This window comes from Mesorhizobium sp. LNJC394B00, assembly GCF_000502555.1.
Lineage (GTDB): Bacteria > Pseudomonadota > Alphaproteobacteria > Rhizobiales > Rhizobiaceae > Mesorhizobium.
Map to the genome: position 1 here is coordinate 583,597 of NZ_AYWH01000002.1, position 26,277 is coordinate 609,873.

General features: G+C 63.2%; 24 protein-coding genes. 15 read left to right on the forward strand and 9 right to left on the reverse strand.

The features are described 5' to 3' along the window. Window positions 1-3: 3 nt before the first annotated feature. From X751_RS156360 to X751_RS156345, 4 genes are read right to left on the reverse strand one after another with little or no spacing between them, the layout of a single operon-like run. Window positions 4-870 carry a hypothetical protein gene (locus tag X751_RS156360; protein WP_023673646.1) on the reverse strand — a complete coding sequence of 289 codons (867 nt, stop codon included), beginning with the start codon at window positions 868-870 and terminating at the stop codon, window positions 4-6. Then, entirely contained in the window at window positions 857-2,278 is a 1,422-nt protein-coding gene (fliI, locus tag X751_RS156355) for a flagellar protein export ATPase FliI (RefSeq protein ID WP_023710976.1), read from the reverse strand. The genes X751_RS156360 and fliI overlap by 14 nt, the downstream gene beginning before the upstream one ends. Window positions 2,279-2,282: 4 nt before the next feature. Next, window positions 2,283-3,008: a flagellar basal-body rod protein FlgF gene (gene flgF, locus X751_RS156350; RefSeq protein ID WP_023671749.1), complete on the reverse strand. Its 726-nt coding sequence runs from the start codon at window positions 3,006-3,008 to the stop codon at window positions 2,283-2,285. Between the two features lie 7 nt (window positions 3,009-3,015). After that, window positions 3,016-4,827, reverse strand: coding sequence for a DUF1217 domain-containing protein (locus X751_RS156345; protein WP_023744232.1), 1,812 nt, complete (start codon window positions 4,825-4,827; stop codon window positions 3,016-3,018). Between the two features lie 144 nt (window positions 4,828-4,971). Here X751_RS156345 and motA point away from each other — a divergent pair, with 144 nt between their 5' ends. Genes motA through X751_RS156315 form a run of 6 tightly spaced genes read left to right on the forward strand, consistent with a single transcriptional unit; the run spans window position 4,972 to window position 9,823 of the window. Further along, window positions 4,972-5,847 (forward strand): flagellar motor stator protein MotA, encoded by an 876-nt coding sequence (motA, locus tag X751_RS156340; protein ID WP_023671751.1) that lies wholly within the window; start codon window positions 4,972-4,974, stop codon window positions 5,845-5,847. 35 nt (window positions 5,848-5,882) lie between these two features. After that, on the forward strand, window positions 5,883-6,815 hold the full coding sequence (locus tag X751_RS156335) for a FliM/FliN family flagellar motor switch protein (protein ID WP_023683478.1): 933 nt from the start codon (window positions 5,883-5,885) through the stop codon (window positions 6,813-6,815). 33 nt (window positions 6,816-6,848) lie between these two features. Beyond that, on the forward strand, window positions 6,849-7,238 hold the full coding sequence (gene fliN / locus X751_RS156330; RefSeq protein ID WP_023683477.1) for a flagellar motor switch protein FliN: 390 nt from the start codon (window positions 6,849-6,851) through the stop codon (window positions 7,236-7,238). Between the two features lie 38 nt (window positions 7,239-7,276). Then, a complete protein-coding gene (locus tag X751_RS156325; RefSeq protein WP_023683476.1) occupies window positions 7,277-8,293 on the forward strand; it encodes a flagellar motor switch protein FliG in 1,017 nt (338 codons plus the stop codon). Window positions 8,294-8,306: 13 nt separating this feature from the next. Beyond that, window positions 8,307-9,389: a flagellar biosynthesis protein FlhB gene (gene flhB / locus X751_RS156320; protein ID WP_023683475.1), complete on the forward strand. Its 1,083-nt coding sequence runs from the start codon at window positions 8,307-8,309 to the stop codon at window positions 9,387-9,389. Then, window positions 9,386-9,823, forward strand: coding sequence for a hypothetical protein (locus X751_RS156315; RefSeq protein ID WP_023671756.1), 438 nt, complete (start codon window positions 9,386-9,388; stop codon window positions 9,821-9,823). The genes flhB and X751_RS156315 overlap by 4 nt, the downstream gene beginning before the upstream one ends. 31 nt (window positions 9,824-9,854) lie before the next feature. Here the strand turns inward: X751_RS156315 and X751_RS156310 are convergent, their stop codons facing one another. From X751_RS156310 to X751_RS1000000167845, 3 genes are all read right to left on the reverse strand, one after another. Further along, complete coding sequence (locus X751_RS156310; RefSeq protein ID WP_023683474.1) at window positions 9,855-10,625, reverse strand: helix-turn-helix transcriptional regulator; 771 nt, start codon at window positions 10,623-10,625, stop codon at window positions 9,855-9,857. Further along, window positions 10,622-11,332, reverse strand: a complete 711-nt coding sequence (locus tag X751_RS156305) for a helix-turn-helix transcriptional regulator (protein WP_023683473.1) — start codon at window positions 11,330-11,332, stop codon at window positions 10,622-10,624. The genes X751_RS156310 and X751_RS156305 overlap by 4 nt, the downstream gene beginning before the upstream one ends. 492 nt (window positions 11,333-11,824) lie before the next feature. Next, entirely contained in the window at window positions 11,825-12,067 is a 243-nt protein-coding gene (locus X751_RS1000000167845; protein WP_031244341.1) for a hypothetical protein, read from the reverse strand. A 340-nt stretch (window positions 12,068-12,407) separates the two neighbouring features. Here X751_RS1000000167845 and X751_RS156300 point away from each other — a divergent pair, with 340 nt between their 5' ends. After that, window positions 12,408-14,756 (forward strand): insulinase family protein, encoded by a 2,349-nt coding sequence (locus X751_RS156300; RefSeq protein ID WP_280806704.1) that lies wholly within the window; start codon window positions 12,408-12,410, stop codon window positions 14,754-14,756. A 60-nt stretch (window positions 14,757-14,816) separates the two neighbouring features. Beyond that, complete coding sequence (locus tag X751_RS156295) at window positions 14,817-16,010, forward strand: TMEM43 family protein (RefSeq protein ID WP_023744235.1); 1,194 nt, start codon at window positions 14,817-14,819, stop codon at window positions 16,008-16,010. Window positions 16,011-16,097: 87 nt separating this feature from the next. Here X751_RS156295 and X751_RS156290 read toward each other — a convergent pair whose 3' ends face one another. Both X751_RS156290 and X751_RS156285 read right to left on the reverse strand, forming a co-directional pair. Further along, window positions 16,098-17,129 (reverse strand): histone deacetylase family protein, encoded by a 1,032-nt coding sequence (locus X751_RS156290; protein ID WP_023725145.1) that lies wholly within the window; start codon window positions 17,127-17,129, stop codon window positions 16,098-16,100. 24 nt (window positions 17,130-17,153) lie between these two features. Further along, window positions 17,154-17,807 carry a TetR/AcrR family transcriptional regulator gene (locus tag X751_RS156285; protein ID WP_023686329.1) on the reverse strand — a complete coding sequence of 218 codons (654 nt, stop codon included), beginning with the start codon at window positions 17,805-17,807 and terminating at the stop codon, window positions 17,154-17,156. A 277-nt stretch (window positions 17,808-18,084) separates the two neighbouring features. On the opposite strand from X751_RS156285, the gene X751_RS156280 reads away from it, so the two are divergent. The 7 genes from X751_RS156280 (at window position 18,085) to X751_RS156250 (ending at window position 26,268) form a co-directional block, all read left to right on the forward strand. Then, on the forward strand, window positions 18,085-19,764 hold the full coding sequence (locus X751_RS156280) for an amidohydrolase (RefSeq protein WP_023744236.1): 1,680 nt from the start codon (window positions 18,085-18,087) through the stop codon (window positions 19,762-19,764). Window positions 19,765-19,920: 156 nt separating this feature from the next. Then, complete coding sequence (locus X751_RS156275) at window positions 19,921-21,021, forward strand: ABC transporter ATP-binding protein (RefSeq protein WP_023683467.1); 1,101 nt, start codon at window positions 19,921-19,923, stop codon at window positions 21,019-21,021. Between the two features lie 2 nt (window positions 21,022-21,023). Further along, entirely contained in the window at window positions 21,024-21,944 is a 921-nt protein-coding gene (locus X751_RS156270; RefSeq protein WP_023683466.1) for an ABC transporter permease, read from the forward strand. Continuing rightward, window positions 21,937-22,737 (forward strand): ABC transporter permease, encoded by an 801-nt coding sequence (locus X751_RS156265; protein ID WP_023671766.1) that lies wholly within the window; start codon window positions 21,937-21,939, stop codon window positions 22,735-22,737. The genes X751_RS156270 and X751_RS156265 overlap by 8 nt, the downstream gene beginning before the upstream one ends. 23 nt (window positions 22,738-22,760) lie before the next feature. Next, window positions 22,761-23,795, forward strand: a complete 1,035-nt coding sequence (locus X751_RS156260) for an extracellular solute-binding protein (protein WP_023671767.1) — start codon at window positions 22,761-22,763, stop codon at window positions 23,793-23,795. Between the two features lie 62 nt (window positions 23,796-23,857). Further along, complete coding sequence (locus X751_RS156255) at window positions 23,858-25,054, forward strand: serine hydrolase (RefSeq protein ID WP_023710982.1); 1,197 nt, start codon at window positions 23,858-23,860, stop codon at window positions 25,052-25,054. A 32-nt stretch (window positions 25,055-25,086) separates the two neighbouring features. Further along, complete coding sequence (locus X751_RS156250; protein WP_023744237.1) at window positions 25,087-26,268, forward strand: serine hydrolase; 1,182 nt, start codon at window positions 25,087-25,089, stop codon at window positions 26,266-26,268. The last annotated feature ends 9 nt before the right edge of the window (window positions 26,269-26,277 follow it).

Genomic DNA, 26,277 nt, shown 5'->3' on the forward strand with positions numbered 1-26,277 from the left:
CCGCTATTTGGAGAGTTCGATCACCTGGTCGGTGCTGGTGACCATGACCCACTTGCCGCCCCGTTGCTCGATCGACGAGACGACGCTGGTATCGGGCAGCTTCGAGCCGCGCTGGACGATCCACAGGCCGGCATCGTCCTCGATCATGGCGCGGCCATTGGCGACATGAACCATGCGAAATTTGGCGTCCGCCGGGAAGGGCTGCTCGTCGACGCCGGGAGGCTGGGTCTTGTCCTCGGGGTCCTGCAGCGTGCCGGTGGCGAACAGGTCGACATCGGGAACATCGTTTGCCGTCAGCGGCTGACCGCTGTTCTCCATCTGCGAGCCGCCGCTGACCCGCCCTGCATTGGTGCCGCTGCCGCCGAACTTGATCGCCTGCACGCCGAACTGGTCCTGATTGAAGAAGATATACCAGGGAAACAGCGCGCAGATCAGGCCAAGCGTGATGCCGAGCGCGGCAAAGACGATATCGCTGCGGCGGTCGGATTTCTTGTCGAGCCTGGGATATTGCGGCCTTGGCGGCTGCGGCCATTCGGTGACCGGGAACAGCCCGTCGAGAAGCGAGTCACGACTGGTCTCGATCGCTTCTTTGGGGCCGGCGCGAGGGGTCCTTGGCAATTCAGGCTTGACGACGCTGGGCAAGGCAGGCTCGGCCAAGCGAGGCACAGTGGACTCGACTACGCTGGCTACCCTGGGCAAGAATGGCCTGGCGGCCCTGGCCAGAATGGCCTCAGCCTTGGCGGCCTTGTCGAGATCGGCCTTTGCCCTGACAGCTCTCGCTTCGTTGGCCCGGGCTTCCTCGGCGGCACTGGCCTCTGCGATCATCTCGCGCAAAAGCCGCTCGGTGTACTGAAGCTCAGTCTCCTGCATCGACACTTTGCTTGCCTTTCAGATGACGGGCGAGGTCGGAGAATGCGTCGCTCGAGGCGCGATCCCTGGGCGACTGCGTCAGCGCCTCGTAGATCAGCGGCACCTGGCGCACGGCAATATCGAGCTCGGCATCGGCGCCGCCCTGATAGGCGCCGAGCAGGCGGATGTCGCGCGTGTCCTCGAAGCGCGAGATCATCGACTTCAGCCTGGTCACCAGCATGCGTTGCTCGGGGCTCCATGCCTTGTCGGCGAGGCGCGAGATCGACGACAGCGGATTGACCGGGGGGTAGCGGCCCTGTTCGGCAATGGCGCGGTCGAGCACGACATGGCCGTCGAGAATGCCGCGTACCGAATCGGCGACCGGGTCGTTGTGGTCGTCGCCGTCGACCAGCACCGAGATGATGGCAGTGATTGATCCCTGTCCTTTGATACCGGGGCCTTCAGCGCCCGGGCCAGCGCGTTCGAGCAGCTTGGGCAGGTCGGTGAAAACCGAAGCGGGATAGCCGCGGGCGACCGGCGGCTCGCCGGTGCCGGTCGCTACCTCGCGCAGCGCATGGGCAAAGCGGGTAATCGAATCCAGCACCAGCAGCACGCGATGGCCCTGGTCGCGAAAATGTTCGGCAACGCGCATGGCGGTATCCGGCGCGCGCCGGCGCATCATGGCGCTCTCGTCGCTGGTAGCGACGACGGCGACCGTCTTGGCCATGCTCTCTGCGCCGATCGTGTCTTCGAGGAATTCGCGTACCTCGCGGCCGCGCTCGCCGATCAGCGCCACGACCACGGTGTCGAAGGCGTCGGCGCCGGCCAGCATGGCGAGCAGCGTCGACTTGCCGACGCCGGAACCGGCAAAGACGCCGAGGCGCTGGCCGAGGCAGAGCGGCGTGAAGATGTCGATGACCTTGACCCCGGTCGTGAAGGCGGTGCCGACGCGCTGCCGCGCCATGGCGCCGGGCGTTGTGCCGTCGCCGCTCGCAGCCTCGCCGATCCTGATCAGCGGCGGGCCGCCGTCGATGACGCGGGTCAGCGCGTCGATGGCGCGCCCACGCCACGAAGCATGCGGCGTTACCGTCAGCGGGCCGCGGCGAAACACGGCGTCGCCGATGCCGGCGTCGGCGCTGCGTTCGAAAGGGGCGATGACGACTTCGTCGCGGCCGATCCTGACGATCTCGCCGCGGCGCGTGCCGGCATTGCCGCGCTGTTCGACGAGGTCGCCAAGCCTGGCGACTTCAGACAGGCCGCGCACCTTGTAATGCGTTGGCGAAACCTCCGAAACACGGCCGCCGCGCCGCAGCAACGTCTCGGTGTCATCGAAGCGGCGCCAGATCCGCTCCAGCGCAGCCAGCCGGTTTTCCGGTGCTGTCTCCGGTTGCCGTTCAAGCGCGCGTATCGATGATTTGCTGCTCGACATGCTGCTACGACTTGGAGCCGAGCGTCTTGATGGCGTCGTCGGTCGAGGCATCGGTCTGGCGCATCAGCGCCGCCGTGTTCTCGAAGGCGCGCTGGACCATGATCAGGCGCGTCATCTCCAGCACCGGATTGACGTTGGATTCCTCGACATAGCCCTGCGCGACGCCGAGATCGGAACGGTCGGTGACCGGCTCCGGCGCACGCGCGGGCACGATGCCAGAATTGCCGTAGCGGACGAAATTCGGGCCGGGATCGAAATTGAACAGGCCGATGGCGCCGACGAGCTTGTCGCCCTGGCGCAGCGAGCCGTCGGCGCCCGCCTTGGGTGGGCCGTCGCGCGGGTCGAGCTGGATCGGCGCACCGCCGGCGTCGAGCACCGGATGGCCTTCGAGCGACATCAACTCGCCGTTCTCGTTCATCGAAAAGCGTCCGTCGCGCGTCATCACGGTGCCGGCCGGGGTGTCGATGCCGAACCAGGCATCGCCCTGGACGGCGAAGTCGAACGGGTTGCCGGTCTGCGTCATCGCGCCATGCGCGCCGGACAAATAGGTCTTGCCGGAGGAGGCGAAGGACACCGATTTGGGGCCGCTGCCGGAGACGACATCCTCGAACTTCACGCCGGTGGCGCGAAAGCCGATGGTCGAGGCGTTGGCGACATTATCGGCGATGGTGTCGAGACGGCGCTCAAGCGCGATCTGCGAGGAAAGGGCGACGTAAAGGCTGTCCTGCATGGTGTTCTCAGAATCTCAGTTTCTGCATGGCCATCATCAGATCGGTCGAGATGCCGACGGTGGTCGGCTGCGCAAACAGCACACCGATCGATGTCTGGGCGGTCGAGGTCGGATGATTGATTTCCCAAAGGCTGGTGAAGCGGGTGAGGAATTTCTCGAGCTTGGCCGGGTCGGTGAAATCGGTGAGGTCGAGCTTTGCCTCGAAGGCCTGCGCCTGCTTGTCGATATCTGCGGCAGCGAAGGAATCGGGCAGGCCGATGGCGGTGCGTACCACGCTGGCCAGGGCCGTGTCGGCCAGCACGTCGTACCAGTTGGTGATGGTCGAGGCCTTGCGCTCGAAATAGAGCGCCAACCGCACGCCCTCATTGGTCTTGCCGGCGTCTTCTTCCAGGGTCTGGCGCATGTATTTGTCGACCACCGGCTGCTGCGACGGGCTGCGGGTCGTTGCCGCTTCGCCGTAGGCCTCGAAATTCAACGAGGTGGCGAGCCTGGCATAGGCCTTGTTGGAGAGCTTGTTGGCGACACTGGCGGGATCGCGGACACCGCCCTCAAGGACATCACGGACGAGATCCTTGTTGGTGGTCGCCGGATCGAGCCCGCTTGCGGACAGAGCATAGTTGTAGAGGCGGCTGTCGGCCATCAGATCGTCGACCGATTTCACCTTGATGATGTTGGCGAGGTAGTAGCTGGTCTCGGCCTGGACAGCGTCCGCGTTCGGCTTGATCAACCCAAGGCTGGACTCGGTCGTGTAGAGCTTGCGCGTCGTCTTCAGCACGGCGTCGCGCGTGGTCGTCTGATCACCATACTGGGCGAAATTGAAGGCCGTGACGAAGTTGGCGTAGCTTTTGTCGGTCAACAAATTGGCGGGACTCAACGGATCGGCAACGCCGCCGGTAAGCATGGTGCGGATCTGCTTCGTCGTCTGGGTCGATGCATCGAGCCCATAGGCAGCCATGGCGAAGGTCAGCAGGCGCTTGTCCTTCAGCAGGTCTTCGATGGACTTCACCTTGGAGATGTTTGCTGCGTAGTAGTCGGCCTCGCCCTTGATGTATTGCGCGGTCGGCTTGACGAGCAGCAGCCCGGTCCCGCCGATCACAGCTTTTGGGACCGCCTGCTGGACGGCGTCGCGCGCCGTTGCCTGGTCGCCATATTGGGCAAAGTCGAAAGCCGCGACGAAAGCCGCATAGCCCTTGTTTGTTGACGTGTTTGCGGGGCTGTTCGGGTCGGTGACGCCGCCTTCCAGCATGGCCCGCACAGTCGCAGCCGGCTCGGCGTCGGCGTCGAGGCCGAACGCGGCCATGGCATAGGTGAGCAGGCGATCGTTGCCCATCAGGTCGTCGATCGATTTTACGTTGGAGATGTTGCTCAGGTAGTACGAGGTTTCGCCCTTGTAGTAGGTGAAGCCGTTCTGCGAAGGGCCGACCGAGACCTGGAGGCCGTAATTGTTGGTCACGCCCTGCTGTGCCGAATTGTAGCTCGTGGCATTAGCGCCAAGTGCGGCGAAATTGAAGGCCGACACGAACTCGGCATAACGCTTGTCGCTCAGTTTGTTGGCGAAGCTGTCGGAATCCGACACCCCTTCCTTCAGGGCTTTGACCATGAAGGCCTTGGCGTAAGCCATGTCGCCGAGACCGAAGGCTTTCATGGCATATTTGAACAGCCGGTCGTTCTTGACGAAATCGTCGATCGATTTCACGCTGCCGATGTTGGCGAGATAGTAGTCGGTGTCGCGCTTGGTGATCGGCTCCGCCTCGATGCGGTCGATCGCCTTGGGGATGTCCCTGGCGATGAGCTGGTAGCTGGTAAAAGTGCTCAACACGACATGCCTCCGGTCGCAGCTTCAAAAGCAAGACTATGCGGACTTGCTTGCGCGAGGCTGAATCGCCTCACCTTGCATGATTCAAGCCTCACACAAGGCACGGGGGCTATCGGTTAGGCCTGACGTGATGCGGAAGGATCTGGCGTGGGCATTCTGATCGGACTTGTGGTGACGCTCGGCTGTGTTCTCGGCGGCTTCATGGCGATGGGCGGCCATCTGCATGTGCTGATGCAGCCTTGGGAAGCGGTGGTCATCTGTGGCGCCGCACTTGGAACCTTTCTCGTCGCCAACCCGATGAAGACGGTCAAGGACACCGGCAGGGGTATCCTCGAAGCGTTCAAGCAGGCGGTGCCGAAAGAGCGCGACTATCTGGAGACGCTGGGCGTGCTGCACAGCCTGATGCGCGAACTGCGCTCGAAGTCGCGCAGCGAGGTCGAGGCGCATATCGACAATCCGGAGGAGTCGGCAATCTTCCAGGCGTTCCCGACCGTGCTCAAGAACCACGACCTGACGAATTTCATCTGCGACTACTGCCGCATCATCATCATCGGCAATGCCCGCTCGCATGAGATCGAGGCGCTGATGGACGAGGAAATCCAGACCATCAAGTCCGACAAGATGAAGGCCTACCACGCGCTGGTGGCAGTGGGTGACGGTCTGCCTGCGCTCGGCATCGTCGCCGCCGTGCTCGGCGTGGTCAAGGCGATGGGCGCGCTAGACCAGTCGCCCGAAATCCTCGGCGGCCTGATCGGCGCCGCCCTTGTCGGAACCTTCCTCGGCATCTTCCTGTCCTATGCGGTGGTCGGGCCGGTCGCCACCAAGATCAAGACGGTGCGCGAGAAGAAGAACCGCCTCTATATCATCGTCAAGCAGACGCTGCTTGCCTACATGAACGGCGCCCTGCCGCAGGTGGCCATCGAGTTCGGTCGCAAGACCATCTCGTCCTATGAGCGGCCGACGATCGACGCCGTCGAGCAAAGCACGATGAACACAGCTTCCGCCGAGAAGAAAGCGGCTTGAGCCATGCATGACGACAGACAGGACCGCACGCCGTCATGACAAGTCCTGGCAGCCCCTCGCAAGCCCGCTCGCTGATCATTGAGCGTCTGGTCGGTGACAGCGGTGAGGCCGCTCATGTCATCGGCACCGGGCGCTCGATGGGCGAGCGCGCCCTGCCGCTGCTGCAGAAGAGCCTGGCCGGCGAACTCGGCGCACCGGTCACCGTCGACCTGCGCGCGGTCGAGATCAGCCGTGTTCCCGATGCCCGCACGAATGCCGGCGATGCCTTTGCCATGGCCATCATAGCATCGCCGACGTCTTCGGATGCGATGACGCTGGTGGCTGATGCGCCGGCCATCGCCGTGATGGTGTGCGCGCTGTTCGGCGGCGATCCGGATCAGCCGGTTTCGCCGATCGAGCGCGCTCTGTCGCAGATCGAGACCGATGTCGCGACCACGGTCTTCCAGGAAGTTGCGCAGGCGTTGAACGGATCGGGCCGGCGCTCGCTCGAGCTGCGGCTGCCGGTGCCGCGGGCGCTTTCGGGCAGCGAAGCCAAGCGTCGCGTGCTGCGCGATGGCGCGGCGGTGCGCATCGTCTTCGGCATCTCGACGCCGACCGACAGCGGAACGGTCACGGTGATGATCCCGCAGCGCATTCTGCTTGCCACACGCGGTATCGCCGATGTCCACGACAGCGAAGGCACGACCTCCGACTGGCGGGCACGTTTTTCCGAAGAAGTGATGCGCTCGACGGTGACGCTCGAAGCGACCATGCCGCTGGCCCGCCTGACGCTCGGCGATCTCGCCGGTTTCGAGCCAGGCCAGGTCATCGAGTTCGAGGAAACCGCGCAGTCGCAGGCCAAGCTGAGCGCGCGCGACAAGACGCTGTTTGTCTGCGAGTTCGGTAAACTCGGGCAGAACTACACCGTCCGGATCAGGCATCCTTACGATGCCGGTCAGGATTTTATCGATGGGCTCATGCCGGGCTGACGCCGGGCAAGCCCAAGCATTTGGAGACGACTGATGGCCAAGACCAAGGTGGAAGCCAATATCGACCAGCCGGACGAACAGCTCGACCGCGCCATCGAGGAATTGCGCGGCGTCCTCCAGGAGGAGGAAAAGCGCCCCGACGCCGCCTTGCGGGCTGCCACGTCCGGCGCCAATTCCAACATCATCATGAGCATCCCGGTCGATGTGCAGATCATCCTCGGCAGTACGGAAATGCCGGTGTCGGACCTGATGGCGCTGCAGAAGGGCTCGACGGTGGCGCTCAACCGGCGCATCGGCGAACCGGTCGATGTCGTGGTCAACGGCCGCAAGATCGCGCGCGGCGAGATCACCGTGCTGGAAAGCGATCCGTCGCGCTTTGGCATCAGGCTGACCGAAATTATCGCGGCGACCAAGGGCGCTTGAGCAATGAATGACATGCGGTCTCAGCAGGAGCGGATGCCATGACGACGCCGGTGACGCTCACGCGCCCGCAAAAGGCCGCCGCCATCCTGGTGGCGATGGGCAAACCTTCGGCCAGCCGGCTGCTGAAATTCTTCAAGCAAGAAGAACTGAAGGCACTGATCGAAGGGGCGCGGCTGCTGCGCACCATTCCGCAAAGCGACCTCGAACGCATCGTTGCCGAATTCGAGGCCGAGTTCACCGAAGGTGCGGGCCTGCTCGATTCCGCCGACCGGATGGACACGATCCTCAATGAATCGCTGTCGCCCGAAGAGATGAGCGCCATCATGGGCGACAAGCGCTTCGAGGTTGCGCCGGAAGGGCCACCGCCGATCTGGCCGGAGCTGGAAAAGCTCGAACCGACGCGTCTGGGCACATTCCTTGCCGCCGAGCATCCCCAGACCGCGGCCATGGTGCTGTCGAAGCTTGCGCCGCAAGCCGCCGCCAACATTTTGCTGACCATGGAAAAGCCGATGCGCAGCGAGATCATCAAGCGCATGGTGACGATGGCGACCATTCCGGACGCGGCCACCAGGATCATCGAGAACCAGCTGCGCGCCAGCGTGCTGGCGCAGACCGCGACCAAGGATATCTCGGCGGGACAGGCGCGCGTCGCCAGTATGCTCAACGAGATGGACAAGCCTCAGTTGGAAGAGGTCATGCAGGATCTGGAAGAGGCCGGCACGCCGGACCTCGGCGGTGTTCGCTCCAGGTTGTTTGCCTTCGACGATCTGCCGCTTTTGACGCAGAAGGCGAGGGTACTCCTTTTCGACGGGCTGTCGACCGAACTGATCACGCTGGCGCTGCGCGGTGCGGCGCCCGCATTGACGGAATCGGTGCTGTCGGCGATCGGCGCACGGTCGCGGCGCATGATCGAGTCCGAGCTCGGCCAGGGCTCGGAAGGCATTCAGCTTGCCGACATCATGACGGCGCGCAAGAACATCGCGGTGGCGACAATCCGGCTTTCGCGCGAGGGGGCTTTCGAACTGCCCTCATCGCAGCAGAGCGAAGCGGCTTAACGCCGAGCGCTGAATGGCTGAAGCGGCGGACAAAGACTCCAAAACCGAAGACGCGACCGAAAAGAAGATCCGCGACACCGTCGAACAGGGCAAGCTGCCCCATTCGCGAGAGGCCGCACTTCTGGCGTCCTTCATCGCCATACTGGTGTTCACCGTCTTCTACGCCAAGGACGCGGTCGTTGATCTCGGCATGTTCCTGTCGATGTTCCTGGAAAAGCCCGAGGCGTGGCCGATGGACACCGAGACCGACGTCATCGCGCTCTACAAGACCGTGATGATGGAAATAGGCAACGCCGTCGTCAGCCTGCTGGTGCTGCTGGTGGTGGCCGGCATCGGCGCCTCGGTGCTGCAGAACATGCCGCAAGTCGTCGGCGAGCGGATCCGGCCGCAACTGTCGCGCATCTCGATAGCCAAAGGCTGGACCAGGATGTTCGGCATTCAGGGCTGGGTCGAGTTCCTGAAATCGCTGGGCAAGCTCGGCTTCGCCAGCATCGTGCTCTACTTCACGCTATCGCAGGACTACCGCCAGCTCCTGGCCGGCATGATCACCAACCCCGTCGCTTTCGGCCTCGTCATCAAAAGCATCACCGTCGACATATTGGTGGCGATCGTCTTCGTCATGGGGCTGATCGCGGCGGTCGACGTCGTCTGGTCGCGCTTCCACTGGAAGCAGGATCTGCGGATGACCAAGCAGGAGGTCAAGGACGAGTTCAAGCAGTCCGAGGGCGACCCGATCATCAAGTCGCGGCTGCGCTCGCTGGCGCGCGACCGGGCGCGCAAGCGGATGATGACGGCGGTGCCGCGCGCGACGCTGATCATCGCCAATCCGACGCACTTTTCCATCGCGCTCAGATATGTCCGCGACGAGGATTCAGCACCCATGGTGCTGGCCAAGGGCCAGGACCTTGTGGCGCTCAAGATTCGCGAGATTGCCAAGGAGCACAACATCCCGATCTTCGAGGACGTGGCGCTCGCCCGCTCCATGTACAAGCAAGTTTCGGTTGATAGCGTGATCCCGTCGCAATTCTACCAGGCCGTCGCCGAACTGGTGCGGATCGTCTACTCCAAAAAGGCTGAGCGGAGACAAATTTCATGAACCGCCAACCGCACGCAAAATCCCGCGAACTCATCGTCGCCAAGGCCATCGAGCAGGTGGTCGACGAGTTGCGGCTGATCGACGTCGCCGACTACATCGCCTTCATCCGGCTCGAGCATTTCGCTTGCCTGTCGGATCTGGTGGATTCGGCTGTGGAGCTTTTTTTCCTCCCAGGCACGCTCAGGCTCGGCCATGGCGGAGAGGCACATGTCGACTGGAGCGGCAGCCCGCGCATCGTGCTCGATCTCGAGCTTCGGCCGCCGGGCGTCACCGTCTATTTCCAGCTGACGCTGAGCGAGGAGAGGTCTTCGGTCGCGGTCAACTATGTGTCGTTCGAAAAGCCCGGGGAAGACCCCGAGCACAACACCGCTTTGCTGGAGACGGTGATCGAAGAGGCGCGAATCCGCAGGACCGAGCCGCTCGCCTATCGCTGATCTTTTGTCTTACTCCAACTGCCAGACGCGATCACTCGATCAGCCCCAGCCGCAGCGCCTTGGCCACCGCCTGGTTGCGGTTGACCGCGTTGAGCTTCTGCGTCGACTGGGTGAGATACTGGTTGGCGGTGTGGACCGACAGCTTCAACAGCCTGGCGATCTCTTCGCTGGTGTTGCCGTTGGCGGTCAGCTTCAGGCACTCCAGTTCACGCTTGGAGATCGACCGCATCCGGCCGGCATCGTTCGGACGAATGCGGGCGACGGCGGCGAACAGCGAAAAACAGCGGGCGTGGATTTCGTAGAGCGTGTCCTCCGGCAAAGCGATCGTCGAGCCGAGGAACACCACCAGCCCGCAATGGCCGCGATCGGCATGGACGGGAAAGCCAATGCCGTTGGTGCCCGGCGCCAGCGGCTCCGTCCGCTCCGCCCAGGCGAGGTTCTTGAAGACGGCGTCCGAGCCGGCGATGCCGTCATCGGCCCACCAGCGCGGCGCTGTCGAGGCGCCGCTGTGGCGAACCATCTCCTCACCGTTGGCGCCGGCAATGAATTTGGTTGTCACCGCGGTGGCGGGATAGTCGGAATCGAAGCTCGGCACCAGGCGCGCCCGTTCCGGCGAGGGGCTGACGAAGTAGAGGCCAAACGCCGACGCGTTGATGTCGACGGCGATCCAGCGGCAGCGGCGCACCGCGTCCGGGATGGTAACGGCATGGTGCGTCTCGGAACCGATGGAGAAGGCGCCGAACGGATTGCGCTGCTCGTTGAAAAGGGCTTCGGCCGCCGCCTTGATGTCAGCATGTTTCAAATGATGCCGCTCCTGATCGCCGTGGCGATGGCCATCGCGCGGTTCGACGCCGCGAATTTCTGGATGGCGTGGGTGATGTAGCTGTTGACGGTGTTGGACGAGACCCCGAGGATCACTGCGACCTCATCGGTGGTTTTGCCTTCAGACACCCAGAACAGGCATTCGCGCTCGCGGTCGGACAGCGGGTCCTGCATGGCGACGGCGGCGATCAATTGCGGGATGGCGGACAGCGCGTAACAGCACTTCAACTGAGCCTTCATCAGCGCCGGCTGGTCGATACTGCCGGCCTCGGCCGCCGAGAAAAGCGCAAACAGCCGCTGGCGGCCGACATTGAGCCGCAGTGAATAGACTTCGGCATGTCCAAGCACGTCGAGCAGGCGCGCCTCTTCGCCTGTGAGCAGTCCGCCGGCGTCGGGTGCCGCGGCGGCGACCAGGGGCCTCGGGCGGATGCCAGGTGCAACGGTCAGCGGTCCCTGGGCAAGGCCGGCGATCAGCCGCTTGCCGATCAGTTCAATGGCGTCGAAGATCCAGTTGGATGAGACGATGCGGGCGTCGTTGCGGTCCTGGTCGTGGACGATGGCGACGAGCATGTAGCTGTCGGCGCCGATCTCGGCGGCAAGCTGCATGAAAAAGGAGGTGAGATCGCCGCGCGATTCGAGGCGCGAGCCTAACGTATCGGATTGGAGAAGCGCGGCGGAACTGCTCATTGGATGCTTTGGTTGTATGTCATGGCCGGAGTCTTTTCTTGAGCCCGGACGCTGGGGTTAGCAGCGGCCGAACTTGAAGACGCATCACGTTTACGAAGCACTCACACGGCGCGGCGGTCGCGCTGATCGCCGAATCCATTCAGGGAACGCGAAGCCGTCCGCGTCTGGTGCCGGTCATTGGCCGGAACTTGAGACTTTGGGTGGTCGCCGCGCCCCCCAAGGACCGGCTGATTCGGGTCTAATCTACCCGCAGATGAATCCGACATCAAACGCGATTTGACAAAATCAATATTATTGGACTCAAGCGACTCAGGGGCTGCTTTCGCGGCCTTTTCCGCCGCAAAAGGCCTGAAACGCCGACACGAAAAAGCCAGAGGGTGTTGCGATACTGCCGTATCGAGGGCCGATCGATTCCGATAGGGTCTCGGCAGCCGGCAGGGGTGGGCATCCCTTCGGTCATACGGCGGATTTGGCGGCGCTTGCTCGCGGCCATCAGCATCGGGGGTCATGATGAAGCAGGTTTTCCTGGCGTTCACGGTGGTGCTTGCGGCTCTTGCCGGCATGGCAGCGCCCGCCAAGGCTGAGCCGACCGTTACCTATGCGCTCGACAACGGGCTGCAGGTGGTGCTGGTGCCCGACCATCGCGTGCCGAAGGTGGTGATGAACCTGCGCTACCGCGTCGGGTCGATGAATGAACCCGCGGGACGCTCGGGCTTTGCGCATCTGTTCGAACATCTGATGTTTTCCGGCACGCCGGCCTGGCCGAACGTGTTCGGCGCGCACGCCGCGCTCGGCAACGAGATCAATGCCTGGACCACCGAAGACGGCACGGTTTATTACGTCGACGGGCTGTCGTCGTCACTGCCGATGATCTTGTCGCTGGAGGCCGACCGCATGGCCAATCTCGGCCGCTCGGTGACTCAGGCCAAGCTCGATCTGCAGCGCTCGGTGGTCAAGAACGAGATGCGCCAGAACGTGCTCGACAAGGCCGGCGCATCCGGCTGGGAAGCTTTCTGGTCCGGGCTGTTCCCGAAGCCGCATCCCTATAGCCGCATGGTCATCGGCTCGGTCGCCGATCTCGANCGATCTCGATGCGGCGACGCTCGACGATGTCAGGGGTTTCTTCAACAGCTACTATCTGCCCAACAATGCGGTGTTGGTGCTGGTCGGCGACTTGGAGATCGACGACACCAAGGCGCTGATTGCCGACACGTTCGGCCGCGTGGCGCGCGGCGCCGATGTGGCGCGGCCCGCCGTGCCGGAACCGACGCAGGCCCGGCTCAAGCTGGTGCTCGAGGATCGCGTGCCAAGCCCCATCGTTGTGGTCGGCTTCAGTGGCCCGGTGGCGCAGTCGCCCGACAATGGTGCGCTCAGCATTGCCGCCGAACTGCTCGGCAACGGCGAATATGGTTTTTTGCGCAACCGGCTGGTTTCGCAGTTGGGCATTGCCACCTATGCCAGCGCGAGCTGGACCGGCGGTCTGCTCGGTGGCCGCTTTACCTTCGAGGCGGGTGCCGCCGAAGATGTGGCGCCGGAAGCGCTGGAAAGCGCGATGAAAACGGCGTTTGCGGATTTCCTGAAGACCCCGCTCGATCCGGTCGATGTCGAGCGTGCGCGCACCGGCATCTTGCAGGCAGCGCGGCTCGGCAGCGAAGCATTGAAGGATCGCGCCGGCGTCGTCTCCTACAATGCCGACGTGCTCGGCGATGCGCAGAGCGCGCTGGTCGACGACCCGCGGGTGAAGGACGCCAGCGTGGCGGATCTCGAGGCAACGATGAAGCGGCTGTTGAAACCGGAAGACGCCAGCGTGCTGGTGCTGAAGCCCGGCCCGCGCGGCGGCTATCCCGATGCACTGATCGGCTCGTCCGGCACACCGCAGCCGTTCACCGCGCCGGAGCGAGCGGCGATCGACATTCCGAAGCATGCGGCCGGGCAAGCGCCTTCGGCAACACTGCCCGCCATGGAAACGGCGACGCTCTCGAATGGCATCAAACTCGTCCACTACACAATGCCGGAAGCGCCGATGGTCTATGTCGCGGCCAGTGCCGCCGGCGGCTGGAACAGCGTGCCGGAAGGCAAGGAGGGATTGCTGGAGCTTGCAGCAAGCATGGCGACACGCGGGGCCGCCGATCGCGGCTCGGCTGATTTCGCCAAGGCGGCCAGCGACATCGGCGCCGGCGTCAGCCACCAGGCCGGAACGCTGGCCACGATGATGACGCTTGGCGTGCCGCCGGAAAAGCTCGACCAGGGTATTGGGCTGCTCGCCGACGCGGTACTGAAGCCTCGTTTCGACAAGACCGAATGGACGGTGCTGATGGCGCAGACGGTCGACTGGCTAAACGGCCGCGAGGCGGATCTGCCCGGCGTTGCCGGCCGCATGGCAAAGGCGACGCTGATCCCGCAGGTGCCGGGCAAGGCAGCGGTGGACTGGTCGGCAAAGGCGCTGGCCTCGATCTCGCTCGACGAGGCGAGGGACGCATTCAAGGCGGAGTTCACGCCGAAGGCGGTGACCTTCTACAGCGTCGGCCCGATGCCGGTCGCGACCGTCGCCGCCAGCCTTGAAAAAGCATTTGGCGCGTGGACAAGCGACACCGCCGGCTATGCCGTCGAGCCGTCGCCGGCGGCGCATTTCAACGGGGGACAGAAAGTGCTGCTGGTGCCCGAACCCGGCGCCAGCCAGTCGGCGCTGTTCGTGGCGCGGCCGGCGCCCGGCACCGACGAGAGCGAGCGCGCTGAATCGACCGCGGTCTCCAACCTGCTTGGCGCCGATTTCTCCAGCCGGCTGAATTCGGTGATCCGCGAGGAGAAGGGCTACTCCTATGGCGTGTCGAGCTATCTGATGAGCCCGATGAAGGCCGGCTCGGGATTGGTCGTGGCAACCACCGTCGAGCGCGCCAACACCGGGCCGGCGATTACCGAAATCCTGAAAGGATTTGCCGGCCTGACAACCTTGCCGGTAGCGCAGGACGAGGTCGACCGCACGGTGACCGTCTATCGCCGGGCGCTGGCTGGATCGGCCGAGACGTCGGCTGGTCTGTTCTCCTCGCTGATTGGCGCGGTCGGCAGCGGATCGACGCTGGAGGACCAGCAAACCCGCATGGCGGCGCGCACAAAGCTGACGCTCGATGCGGTTCAGAAACAGGCGCTGGCCCTGGCGTCGCTCGATCCGTCGCTGATCGTGGTGGCGGGCGACCCCGATGTGGTGATGCCGCAGCTTGCCGCGATCGGCCTCAAGGACGTCGAGATCGTCAAGCGTGACGAGGCTGGCGAAGACACGGCGATGCGGGCGCTCGATCTTCTCGGGGGCAATCGCCAGGCGCCGCTGTCTGCCTCGCCGTGGCGGGTTGGCGATGGCGGCACGACACGCGCGGTGCACGCCTGCGCCGGCGACAGGGATTGCGGCGCGCAGATCCACGCCGACTGATCGATACGAGGCGGCCGCCGGCCGCGTTTAAATCTTGGGCAACTTTGTTTCGGGGAAACGATGAGCGATTCATTTCGGGAAGTAACGTCCGTCTCGTGGTTCGGGCGGATCAAGCGCGCGGTCGGCGGGGTCATCTTCGGCCTTATCCTGATCGTGCTGATGGTGATCGGGCTGTTCTGGAACGAAGGCCGCGCCGTGCAGACGGCGCGCTCGCTGGCCGAAGGTTCTGGAGCGGTGGTTTCGGTCGGCGCCGACAGCGTCGATACCGCCAATGACGGCAAGCTGGTTCATGTCAGCGGACTGGTGACGGCGGACAGCGGCCTGGCGGATCCGGATTTCGGCATCGCCACGCAAGGGCTGCGGCTGTCGCGCAGTGTCGAGATGTATCAGTGGAAGGAAGAGTCCAAGTCGGAGACGACCAAGAAGCTCGGCGGTGGCGAAGAGACGGTGACCACCTACAGCTATTCCAAGGTGTGGGACGACAGCCAGATCGACTCGTCGGACTTCAAGAAGCCGGACGGCCACCAGAATCCGCCGATGGAAATCCACGGCCGGACCTTCCAGATTCCTGAGGGCAAGCTTGTCGCCTTCGATCTCGATACGCCAGTGCTGGACCGTATCGAGGGTGACAAGGACTATTCGCTCTCAGCCGACCAGTCGGCGGCGATAAAGGCTGCCTATACCGGAACGAAACCGCTCAGCATCGTCGATGGCAAGATTTTTCTCGGCAATGACAACACGACGCCCGCTTTGGGCGACTATCGCATCGGCTACGAACTGGCGCCGCTGGGCGTGATCAGCATCATCGCGCGCCAGGCCGACAGCCGCTTCGAGCCCTACCAGACGCAAGCCGGCGATGCGCTGCTGATGGTCGACACCGGCAACGTCCCGGCCGAAAAGATGTTCGCCGACGCCGTCAGCGCCAACACGCTGATCACCTGGCTGCTGCGCGGCGCCGGCTTGCTGTTGCTGACCATAGGCTTTGCGCTGTTCCTCAGCCCGATCGGGGTGATCCTCGATGTCATACCCTTCCTCGGCAGCATGGCGCGGATGGGTACCGGCATTATCGCCTTCGTCCTGGCGATCCTGGTCGGCACGGTGACGATTGCGATTGCCTGGTTCTGGTACCGGCCGTTGCTGGCGGTGGCCATCCTGGCGACAGGCGTGATTGCGGCGGTGATTGTCTACCGCATCGGCCGGTTGCGAAGGCCAGCCGTTCCGGTGGTTGCACCCAACCCGGCTGCGGCCGCCTAGATGGTCGGGGCGGCCGGAGCCGCCCCATATCTCCTTGGCGCAATTCCGGCCGGAAAACCGCCTCACACTTATCCTGGAATTGCTTTCCTATTTGTCCTCGAAGCCGGTGAGCACGCCGACGGCGTTGATGCCGATCTCCTCGACGGCGTAGCCGCCTTCCATCACGAACAGCGTCGGCAGGCCGAGCTTGGCGATGCGATGGCCGATCTTCGGATAGTCCGGGCTTTTCAGCTTGAACTGGCTGATCGGGTCCTTCTCGAAGGTGTCGACGCCGAGCGACACGATGACGATATCGGGGGCGTAGGCGGCGAGCTTGGCGCAGGCATCCTCCAGCGAGGCGTTCCAGGCGTCCCAATTGGTGCCGAAGGGCATGGGATAATTGACGTTGAAACCTTCGCCGGCGCTGGCGCCGCGTTCATCGGCATGGCCGAGGAAGAACGGATACTCCACCATGGGATCGCCATGCAGGTTGAGAACCTGCACGTCGGCGCGTTCATAGAAGATCTCCTGCGTGCCATTGCCGTGGTGATAGTCGACGTCGAGGATCGAGACGCGTTTTGCGCCCTGATCGAGGAACCACTGCGCGGCGACCGCGGCATTGTTGATGTAGCAGTAGCCGCCCATGAACCCGGCACCGGCGTGATGGCCGGGCGGGCGGCAGAGCGCGAAGGCCGACCGCTCGCCACCCTTGACCAAGGCCGCCGCCGTCAGCGCCACGTCGTAGGACGATTTGATCGCGGTCCATGTGCCTTCGACGAAGGTGGCGCCGGCGTCGAAGGAATAGTAGCCGAGCAAGGCGTCGACGCGCTTGGGTGGCACGTCGCCGCGCAGGCCGCGCGTCGGCCAGGTGAAGGGCATCGCCGTGCCCTCGAAGCCGGCGGCCTTCCACGCCGGCCAGACGGTCGGCAGGAAGTCGATATAGTCGGCCTTGTGGATGCGCTTGGCGGCTGTGAGATCGTGCTCGACCGGTCCGATGATCGGCCCCAGCTTCTCGCTCTCGACCCGCGCCTTGATGAACTCGGCCCGCGACGGCTTTTCGAAACCCGGCACGATTGCCGACGTGACCAGTTCCATCTGGCCGGCATGGCCGGTATGAAGCGGCGAATAGACAGTCTTCATGAATTTCCTCTCGAAATAGCGAAATCAGTCAAGGTTGAGATAGGGGGTGACCAAAGCGAGCCACATTCTTTCCACATCGTCCTCGATGAGGTCGTATGTCTTGCGATCCCGCTTCAACCCCACAAGCCGGCAGGCGTGCCCGACATCCATCATCAGCACGCCGAGCCGGCTGGCGATCTTGTCTTCAAGGGCCGGGTTCACATGCTGCAGCCACGCGGCGTAAAGCGCGATGATCTGCTCGTCATATTCGTCCTGGATCGGCCTGAGGTCGGCATTGCCGGATATCGCCTCGATCACCGGCATCAGGGTGGCGTTTTCGAGATATATTCTGGAGGTATCGATGAAGAGCTTGCGCACCTCCTGCCGAAACTCGTCGCGGTTGGTGGGTGGGGTGACCTCGATGCGCCTGGCGATCACCTCGGGAAACGACGACAGCCAGCGCCGGGCGAGGTCGAGGAGAATGGCTTCCTTGTTGGGAAAGTACTGGTAGACCGAACCGACCGACAGGCCCGCGCGCCGGGCAATGGCGAGCGTCGTCGGCGTCTTGGTTCCCTGCTCCCGCGTCAGGATCAAAGCCGCGTCGAGTATCCGGTCGACCACCTTGCTCGACCGTTCCTGCCGCGGCTGCTTGCGCGGTTCGAGCGCCATCCTGGTTTCGCGGCTGAGACTGCGCTTCACGGATTGATGCCTTCGTTCCCTGCCGGTTTCAACACAGGTCCCGGTCTCAACATTGGCGTGGTGTGTTGTCCACAATACATTCGAAATTCGGCACGTTGACAAACGCGAATAATTAGTCGCATTCTTTTATCCACGCTGTTTTGAGAGATCACAAGGGGAATTTCGAAACAGCGCACTGGCATCAGTTTTCGTCCGATAACGCCGCTCCAGCGGAGTGGCAGCTTGTCGGACAAGAGGGTTGTCGGTCTCAGCCAGTCGTCAAAAGCGCGGAGTCGCGATGTCTGTCACGGGTGCGGGTCAAAATGCTGATCTGATCGTCATCAATGGTCGCGTGCGGACCATGGACGATGACAATCCCGCCGCCGATGCGATTGCCGTCAAGGACGGCGCCATCATCGCCATAGGCAACCACGCCGCCATCGAAAAACTCAAGGGAACGACCACAGAGGTGATCGACGCCAAGGGCGGTTCGGTCCTGCCCGGTTTCATCGAAGCCCACATGCATCTGTTCTCGGGAGGGGCCGAGCTCGCGCATCTTCAACTCGGCGGTATCCATGGCTTCGAGGCGCTTCAAAGCGCCATCCGCGACTACGCAACGACGCGGCCCGAGGCGAAAATGCTTGTGGGCCAGGGCGTCGACTACACCGTGCTCGGCGACGAGCGGGTGACACGCCATCATCTCGACGCCATCCTGCCCGACCGCCCCTTCTGCATGGCAGCGCCCGACCACCATACGATGTGGGCCAACACCAAGGCGTTGGAGATAGCCGGCATCCTGAAGGGACGCACGCTCGGTCCGGGCAACGAGATCGTGATGGGTGGCGACGGCCTGGCCGCGGGCGAATTGCGCGAGGGCGAGGCCTTCGGTCCGGTGCTCGACCTTGCCGGCGAAAGCCGGGTGCGGCTGGGGCTGTCGACCGGCGGTGAGCCCGACCCAATGCCGTCGGCCGCCGAGCGGGCCGCTGACCGTGACATCATGCGGCGCGGGCTTGCATGGTCCGCGCGCCACGGCATCACCTCGATCCAGAACATGGACGGCAATCTCTACCAGCTCGAACTGCTTTCCGAGATCGAGGCCGAGGAGGGATTGCCCTGCCGCGTCAAGATCCCGTTCCACTACAAGAATTTCATGACACTCGACATGCTCGAGAAGGCGTCCGTCATGGCCGAGCGCTACCACAGTGAGTGGCTGTCATCGGGCATGGTCAAGGTGTTCTATGACGGCGTGCTCGATTCCTGGACCGCTGTTATGGTCGAACCCTATGCGGATCGTCCCGACTGGGTCGGCGAGCCGCTGTTCACGCCGCAGCAATTTATCGATCTCGCCGTGGCTATCGACAAACGCGGGCTGCAGATCGCGGTGCACTCGATCGGTGACGGCGCGGTGCGCGCAGTGCTCGACGGTTACGAGGCAGCGCAGAAGCTCAATGGCAAGCGCGACAGCCGGCACAGGGTTGAGCACATCGAGGTCACCACAGCAGCCGACGTGCCGCGTTTTGCCGAACTCGGCGTCATCGCCTCGATGCAGCCGTCGCATCCGCCCGGCGCCATGGATTTTCCACTGGAGCCGACGGTGTCACGCATCGGACCGGCCCGCTGGCCGCTGAGCTATGCCTGGCGCACCCTGAAAAGCGCCGGCGCCCATGTCGTGTTCGCCTCGGACTGGCCGGTGGCGGCGATCGACCCGATCCTGAGCATTCAGGCGGCAGTGCAGCGCAAACCATGGGCAGAAGGCGATCCTGACCAGAGTTTCTCGCTGCAGGAAGCGATTGCCGCCTACACGGTCGAGGGCGCCTATGCCGAATTCGCCGAGCATCGCAAAGGCGTTCTGAAACCCGGCTACATGGCGGATCTGGTGGTTTTGTCGGCCGATATCGAGAAGACGGCGCCCGCCGATCTGCACAAGCTGCGACCGGTGACGACGGTCTGCGGTGGCAAGGTCACCTACCAGGCCTGACAATGGCATGCGGCTTGCACAGCTTGCCGCTTGCAAGACGAAATGACCGACTGAACTGTGATTCAATGCCGGACTTGCCAACCTACCGGCCGTGTGGTCACATCGAACAGGGGAAAAACTCCGCCAGCAAGAGCGGGGTCAACAGTGAGGCGTATCGTGCCGGAAAAACCGGATCGGAATGCAATTGAAGTCGTAAACGTCAGTAAAATTTTCGGATCGGGTGAGGGGCAGGTCGCTGCCCTCGATACGGTCTCGGTATCCATCCGCGAGAATGAGTTCTTCACCCTGCTGGGACCATCCGGCTGCGGCAAGACCACGTTGCTGCGGCTGATTGCCGGCTTCGACTTTCCAACCGCCGGCGAAATCCTCCTCTACGGTCAGGACATCGCGCCGTTGCCGCCCTTCAAGCGGCCGGTCAACACCGTCTTCCAATCCTACGCGCTGTTCCCGCATATGACGGTCGCCGACAATATCGGCTTTGGCCTGGAAATGCTGGGCAAGCCGAAGGCCGAGATCAAGGCGCGCGTCGCCGAGATGCTGAAACTGGTGAAGATGGAGGCGCTGGCGGGTCGCCGAACCAGCCAGATCTCCGGCGGCCAGCAGCAGCGCGTGGCGCTCGCCCGGGCGCTGGCGCCGCAGCCCAAGGTGCTCCTGCTCGACGAACCGCTCTCGGCGCTCGACTACAAGCTGCGCAAGGAAATGCAGATCGAATTGAAGCGGCTGCAGCACGAGACGGGCATTACCTTCATCTTCGTCACCCACGACCAGGAGGAAGCGCTGACCATGTCGGACCGCATCGCGGTGATGTCGTCGGGCAAAATCCTGCAGGTCGGCTCGCCGCGCGACATCTACGACCGGCCGGCCGAGCGTTTCGTCGCCGACTTCATCGGCGAGTCGAACTTCCTCAAGGCGGATGTGGTTAGCGCGACTGGTGGCCGGGCGACGGTGAAGCTGCCGTCTGGTGTGGAAATCCCAGCCTCGCTGCCGGAAGGCTTCAGCCCCAGCGGCAAGGTCACCATCGTCGTGCGTCCAGAGCATGCGCAGTTGGGCACGGCCAGCCCGATCGCTTCGCTGTCCGGCACCGTCGAAAACATCGTCTATCTCGGCACCGACACGCACTTCCATCTGCGCCTTGCCGGTGGCGAGCCGTTCATCGTGCGGCGTCAGAACAGCCGCGGCGCCGGTGACGGCTTCGTGCAGGGCGGCCAGATCGGCATCATGATCGGCAACGACGCCGCGCAAGTGCTGAAGGACTGATCATGGCGACCGCGGAACAAGTCGCCAAGGCAGCGGAGCGGCGCGATGTGCGCGACCGCTGGCTGCTGTCAGCGCCAGCCTTGCTGGTGATCTTCCTCGCCGCGACCGGCCCCTTGCTGATCGTGCTGATCTACTCGTTCCTGACGCCTGGCCCCTATGGCGATGTGAAGTGGCAGTTTTCGCCCGATGCCTGGCTGTCGGTGTTCATGGAACGCGACATTTTCGACGATACGCTTTCGCTTGCGGCAGCGCATGTCACCATCTTCTGGCGCTCGATCAAGCTGGCGGTGATAACGACGATCGCCACTTTGGCGTTGGGGTTTCCAACCGCCTATTTCATGGCGACGCGCAGCGAGAAAACCAGGGATCTCTGGCTGTTCCTGATCACCATTCCGTTCTGGACCAACCTTCTGATCCGCACCTTCGCCGTGCTGCAGATCATCCGCAACGAAGGCATCATCAACACCATCCTTATGAAGCTTGGTATCGTCTCAGCGCCGGTGCAGATTCTCTTCACCGACACGGCGATTCTGATCGGCATGGCCTATGTCTATCTGCCGCTGATGGTGCTGCCGATCTATGCCAGCATGGAGAAGCTTGATTTTCGCCTCGTCGAGGCGGGCTACGACCTCTACGCGACCCGTTTCAATGTATTGCGGAAGATCATTTTCCCGCTGGTCAAACCCGGCGTCATTGCCGGCTCCATCCTGGTCTTCATTCCAGCCCTTGGCGCCTATGTGACGCCGAGCGTGCTTGGCGGCGGCAAGAATATGATGCTGTCCAACCTGATCGAATTGCAGTTCGGCCAAGGCCGCAACTGGCCGCTCGGCTCGGCGCTGTCGATCACGGTGATGATCATCGTCATGGTGGCGCTGCTTGCCTATGTGCGCAATGCCGGCAAGTCGGGGGCGCGGCATGGCTAAGAACTTTTCCATCAAGCACCAGACCGGCTTCACGGTGATCGCTGCGACCTGTTTTATCGTGCTCTATCTGCCGATCATCGTGCTGGTCGCCTATGCCTTCAACGCGGCGAACTCGACGTCCGAATGGGGCGGCTTTTCGATGCGCTGGTTCCAGTCGGCTTGGCAGAACGTGCAAGTTATCGACGCGACGCTACGCTCGTTCCAGATCGGCGCCGTCGCTGCGGTGCTGTCGACAATCTTTGCCACCATGGCCGCGCTCGCCACCACGCGCACCGCGTCCTATCCGGGCCTCACCTTCAAATATGCGGCGATCAACCAGCCGCTGATGGTACCCGAGATCGTCACCGGCGTGGCGCTGCTGATCTTCTTCTCGCGCATCAAGATCTTCACCGGCTATTCCGGCATTGGCTATCTGATCGCCGCGCACACGGCGTTCTGCATCCCGTTCGCCTATCTGCCGATCCGGGCGCGGCTGGAAAACATGGACCTGACGCTGGAGCGCGCGGCCGCCGATCTGTACGCGACGCCTTGGAAGACCTTCCGCCGCATCACGCTGCCGCTTTTGTGGCCCGGCATACTGGCCGGACTGATGCTGGCCTTCGTCATCTCGCTCGATGACGTCGTCATCACCGAGTTTGTCAAATCGGGCGGCCAGGATACGCTGCCCACCTACATGCTCGGCCAGATCCGCCGCGGCATCACGCCTGAGATCAACGCGATATCGACCGCCTTCCTGCTGCTTTCGGTCGCGATCGTCACGTTGTTTTTCTTCGTCAGCAGGAAAAGAGACTGAACCGACAAATGGGAGCTAAAACCATGAACTGGAAAACAACGACAGCCGCCATCGGGTTGGCGCTGCTCGCAACGACGAGCCTGGCCCGCGCCGATGGCGAGCTGAACATTTACAATTGGGGCAACTATACCAGCCCCGATGTGATCAAAAAGTTCGAAGCCAAATACAACGTCAAGGTGACGATCACCGATTACGATTCCAACGATACGGCGCTCGCCAAGGTACGCCAGGGCGGCACCGGCTTCGACATCGCCGTTCCGTCGCAAACCTACGTGCCGATCTGGATCAAGGAGGGCCTCGTGCAGGAGACCGATCCGGGCAAGATGGAGAACTTCAAGAACGTGGCGCCGGAATGGGCCAATCCAGACTTCGACCCCGGCCGCAAATATTCCGTGCCGTGGGCGCTGGGCACTGTCGGCGTCGTCGTCAACACCGATGCCTACAAGGGACCAGCCGACAGCTGGGGCATCATCTTCAACACGCCGGACGAGCTGAAGGGCAAGACCAATGTCGTTCCCGAGATGAATGACGTTATCTTCGCGGCGATCAAATATGTCGGCGGCCAGCAGTGCACCGACGACAAGACGGTGCTGAAGAAGGTGCGCGACACGCTTGTCGCGGCCAAGCCGAACTGGATCGCCATGGAATACAACACCATCGAAAAGATGGGCGCCGGCGACTTCAAGGCGACCAGCGACTGGAACGGTTCGGCGCTGCGTCAGCGGCTGGCCAATCCGGCCATCCATTACAATTATCCGAAGGAAGGCTACGGCCTGTGGAGCGATAACGTCGTCGTTCTCAAGGAAGCCAAAAATGTCGAGAACGCCAAGCTGTTCCAGAACTTCATCATGGATCCGGAAAACGCGGCCGGCCTCTCGGCCTTCCATCGCTACGCAAACGCCATTACCGGCTCGGACAAGTACATGCCGGCCGATATGAAGGATGCCCCGGAAGTCGTCATTCCGGAGGCTGCGAAGGCACAAGGCGAATTCCAGAAGATGTGCGCGCCTGAGATCCAGGACATCTACACCAAGATCTGGACCGAACTGCAGAAATAACCGCAGTCTGACAGACCCGGCGGCATGCGCCGCCGGGTCTTTTCTTTTCCGGAATGGCTTTCATGGACTCCTATCGCAACAGCGATCCGCGGCCGTCGATCATGCAGGGCTCGCCGCCTCAAATGGTGCTGCCGAAGCTCGACTGGGACCGGCCGCCATGGAATCGCTGGGCCTTCCAACACATCCGCGAATTCCTGCCGACCATCGAGGTCTGGCGCGGTAACGGCCATCGCCATCGTCTTGAGCGCGCAGAGACCGATCTCGACGCGCTGCCGGTGGAAGACAGCAAGGGCCGTCCGACGACGCTCGTTGGCCTGCTCGACGAGACCTACACGGACGGCTTCCTGGTGCTCAAAGACGGCAAGGTCGCCTATGAGCGCTATTTCAACGGCATGGCCGAGCGCACGCTGCATCTGTCGCAGTCGATGGCGAAGTCGGTAACAGGCACCGTGTTCGGTATTCTGGTTGGGCGCGGCTTGATCGACCCGGCCAAACCGGTGACCGCCTATCTGCCGGAGCTCGGCGCGACCGGCTGGGACGGCGCCAGCGTGCAGCATGTGCTCGATATGACCACCGGCGTGCGCTTTTCCGAGGAATACACCGACCGTTACTCCGACATCGGCCAGGTTGATGTCGCCACGGGCTGGAAGCCGGTGCCGCCGGACAGCGATCCGGATTTCCAATGGCCGCCGCATCTGTTCGAGTTGATCCTGCAGCTGAAGGACAAGGTGCGGCCGCATGGCGCCGCGTTCGAGTACCGCTCGATCGAGACCGACGTGCTTGCCTTCATCATGGAGCGGGTCACCGGTAAACGGCTGGCGCAGCTGGTGTCCGAGGAGCTGTGGCAAAAGCTCGGCGCCGACGAAAGCGCTTGCTTCACGGTCGACAGCGCCGGCTATGCGCTGGCCGATGGCGGCTTCAACGCGACGCTGCGCGATTACGCCCGCTTCGGCCAGCTGATCCTCGACAAGGGCCGCGGCATCGTGCCGGCCGACTGGGTCGAGGCGACGCGCAACGGCAGGCATGGGCCGGACTTCAATCCGAGCCTGCCCGAAGGCAGCTATCGCAACCAGTTCTGGATCGAAAACCCGCGCTCACGCGCGCTGATGTGCCGGGGCGTGTTCGGGCAGATGATCCATATCGACTGGGACACCGGCATGGTCGTGGTCAAGCTTTCGACCTATCCGGATTTCAGCAATGTCGCCTATTCGGTGGCAACGCTGAAGGCGGTGCACACCATCGCCATGGCGCTTGGTTGACCCACAACAAATCACCCTCTGAGGAAACGTTCATGACCGGCAAGACCGCGTTCGAGACCCGCTACGGCTTCGCCCGCAATGAGGTGCTGCTCTCCAACTGGCGCGAAAGCCCGTTCAACCGCTGGTCGTTCCAGAACCTTGGCGAGCTGGTGCCTACCGCCCCCGTGGCGGCGACGCCGGGAAGCGTCGAGGCACCGGTGCGGGACCTGAGCGGCCTGCTCGGCGAAAACGTCCCCGTCGCCGGCGCGCCGGAGACGGTGGCCGAATTCCTCACACGTTCGAGCAGCGACGCGCTGACGGTGATGAAGGCTGGCAAGGTCATCGGCGACTGGTTCGCGCCCAATATGGATTTCGGTGCCCGTCACATCATCTTTTCGATCAGCAAATCGGTCACCGCGATCATCGCCGGAATACTGGAAGGCGAGGGCGTGTTCGACCCGGAAGCGCCGGTGACCCAGTACATTCCGGAAGCCGCCGGCTCGGCCTATGCCGATGCAAGCTGCCGGCATGTGCTCGATATGAGCGTCAGCCTCGATTTCGAGGAGGCCTATCTCGATCCCGAAAGCGCCTTTGCCCGTTACCGCCGCGCGACGCTGTGGAATCCGGGCGGCGGCACTGAAAGCTTGCGCGAATTCATTCTGACCTTGCAGCGGCTCGAAGAACCGCACGGCAAAACCTTCCGCTACCGTTCGCCCAATTCCGATCTGCTCGGCCTGCTGCTCGAACGAGCTTCCGGCCAGCGCTTCCCGGACCTGATGCGCGAGAAACTGTGGCTACCGCTGGGTGCAGTCAGCGAGGCTTCGATCGGCGTCGACATGGAAGGTACGGCGCGCACCGCCGGCGGCATTTCGGTGACGCCGCGCGACCTGGCGCGTATCGGCGAGATGATGCGGCAGGGCGGCACGGCCAATGGCCGCGGCATCGTGCCGGAAGGCTGGGTGCGCGATACGACCGTTGCCGGCGGCAGCGCGGAGGCCTGGCAGCGCGGCACAATGGTGCATCTGTTCCCGAAGGGCCGCTACCGTAACAAATGGTACCAGACGGGGGCGGCAAACGGCGCCTTCTGCGGCATCGGCATCCACGGCCAATGGCTCTACGTCAACCCGAAGACGGAAGTGGTGATTGCAAAAATGGGGTCGCAGCCGGTGCCTGAAGATTATCCGCTCGAACGCGAGATCGTTGCCTTTTTCGAGGCGCTGAGCGGGATGGTCTGAGGACGAGCC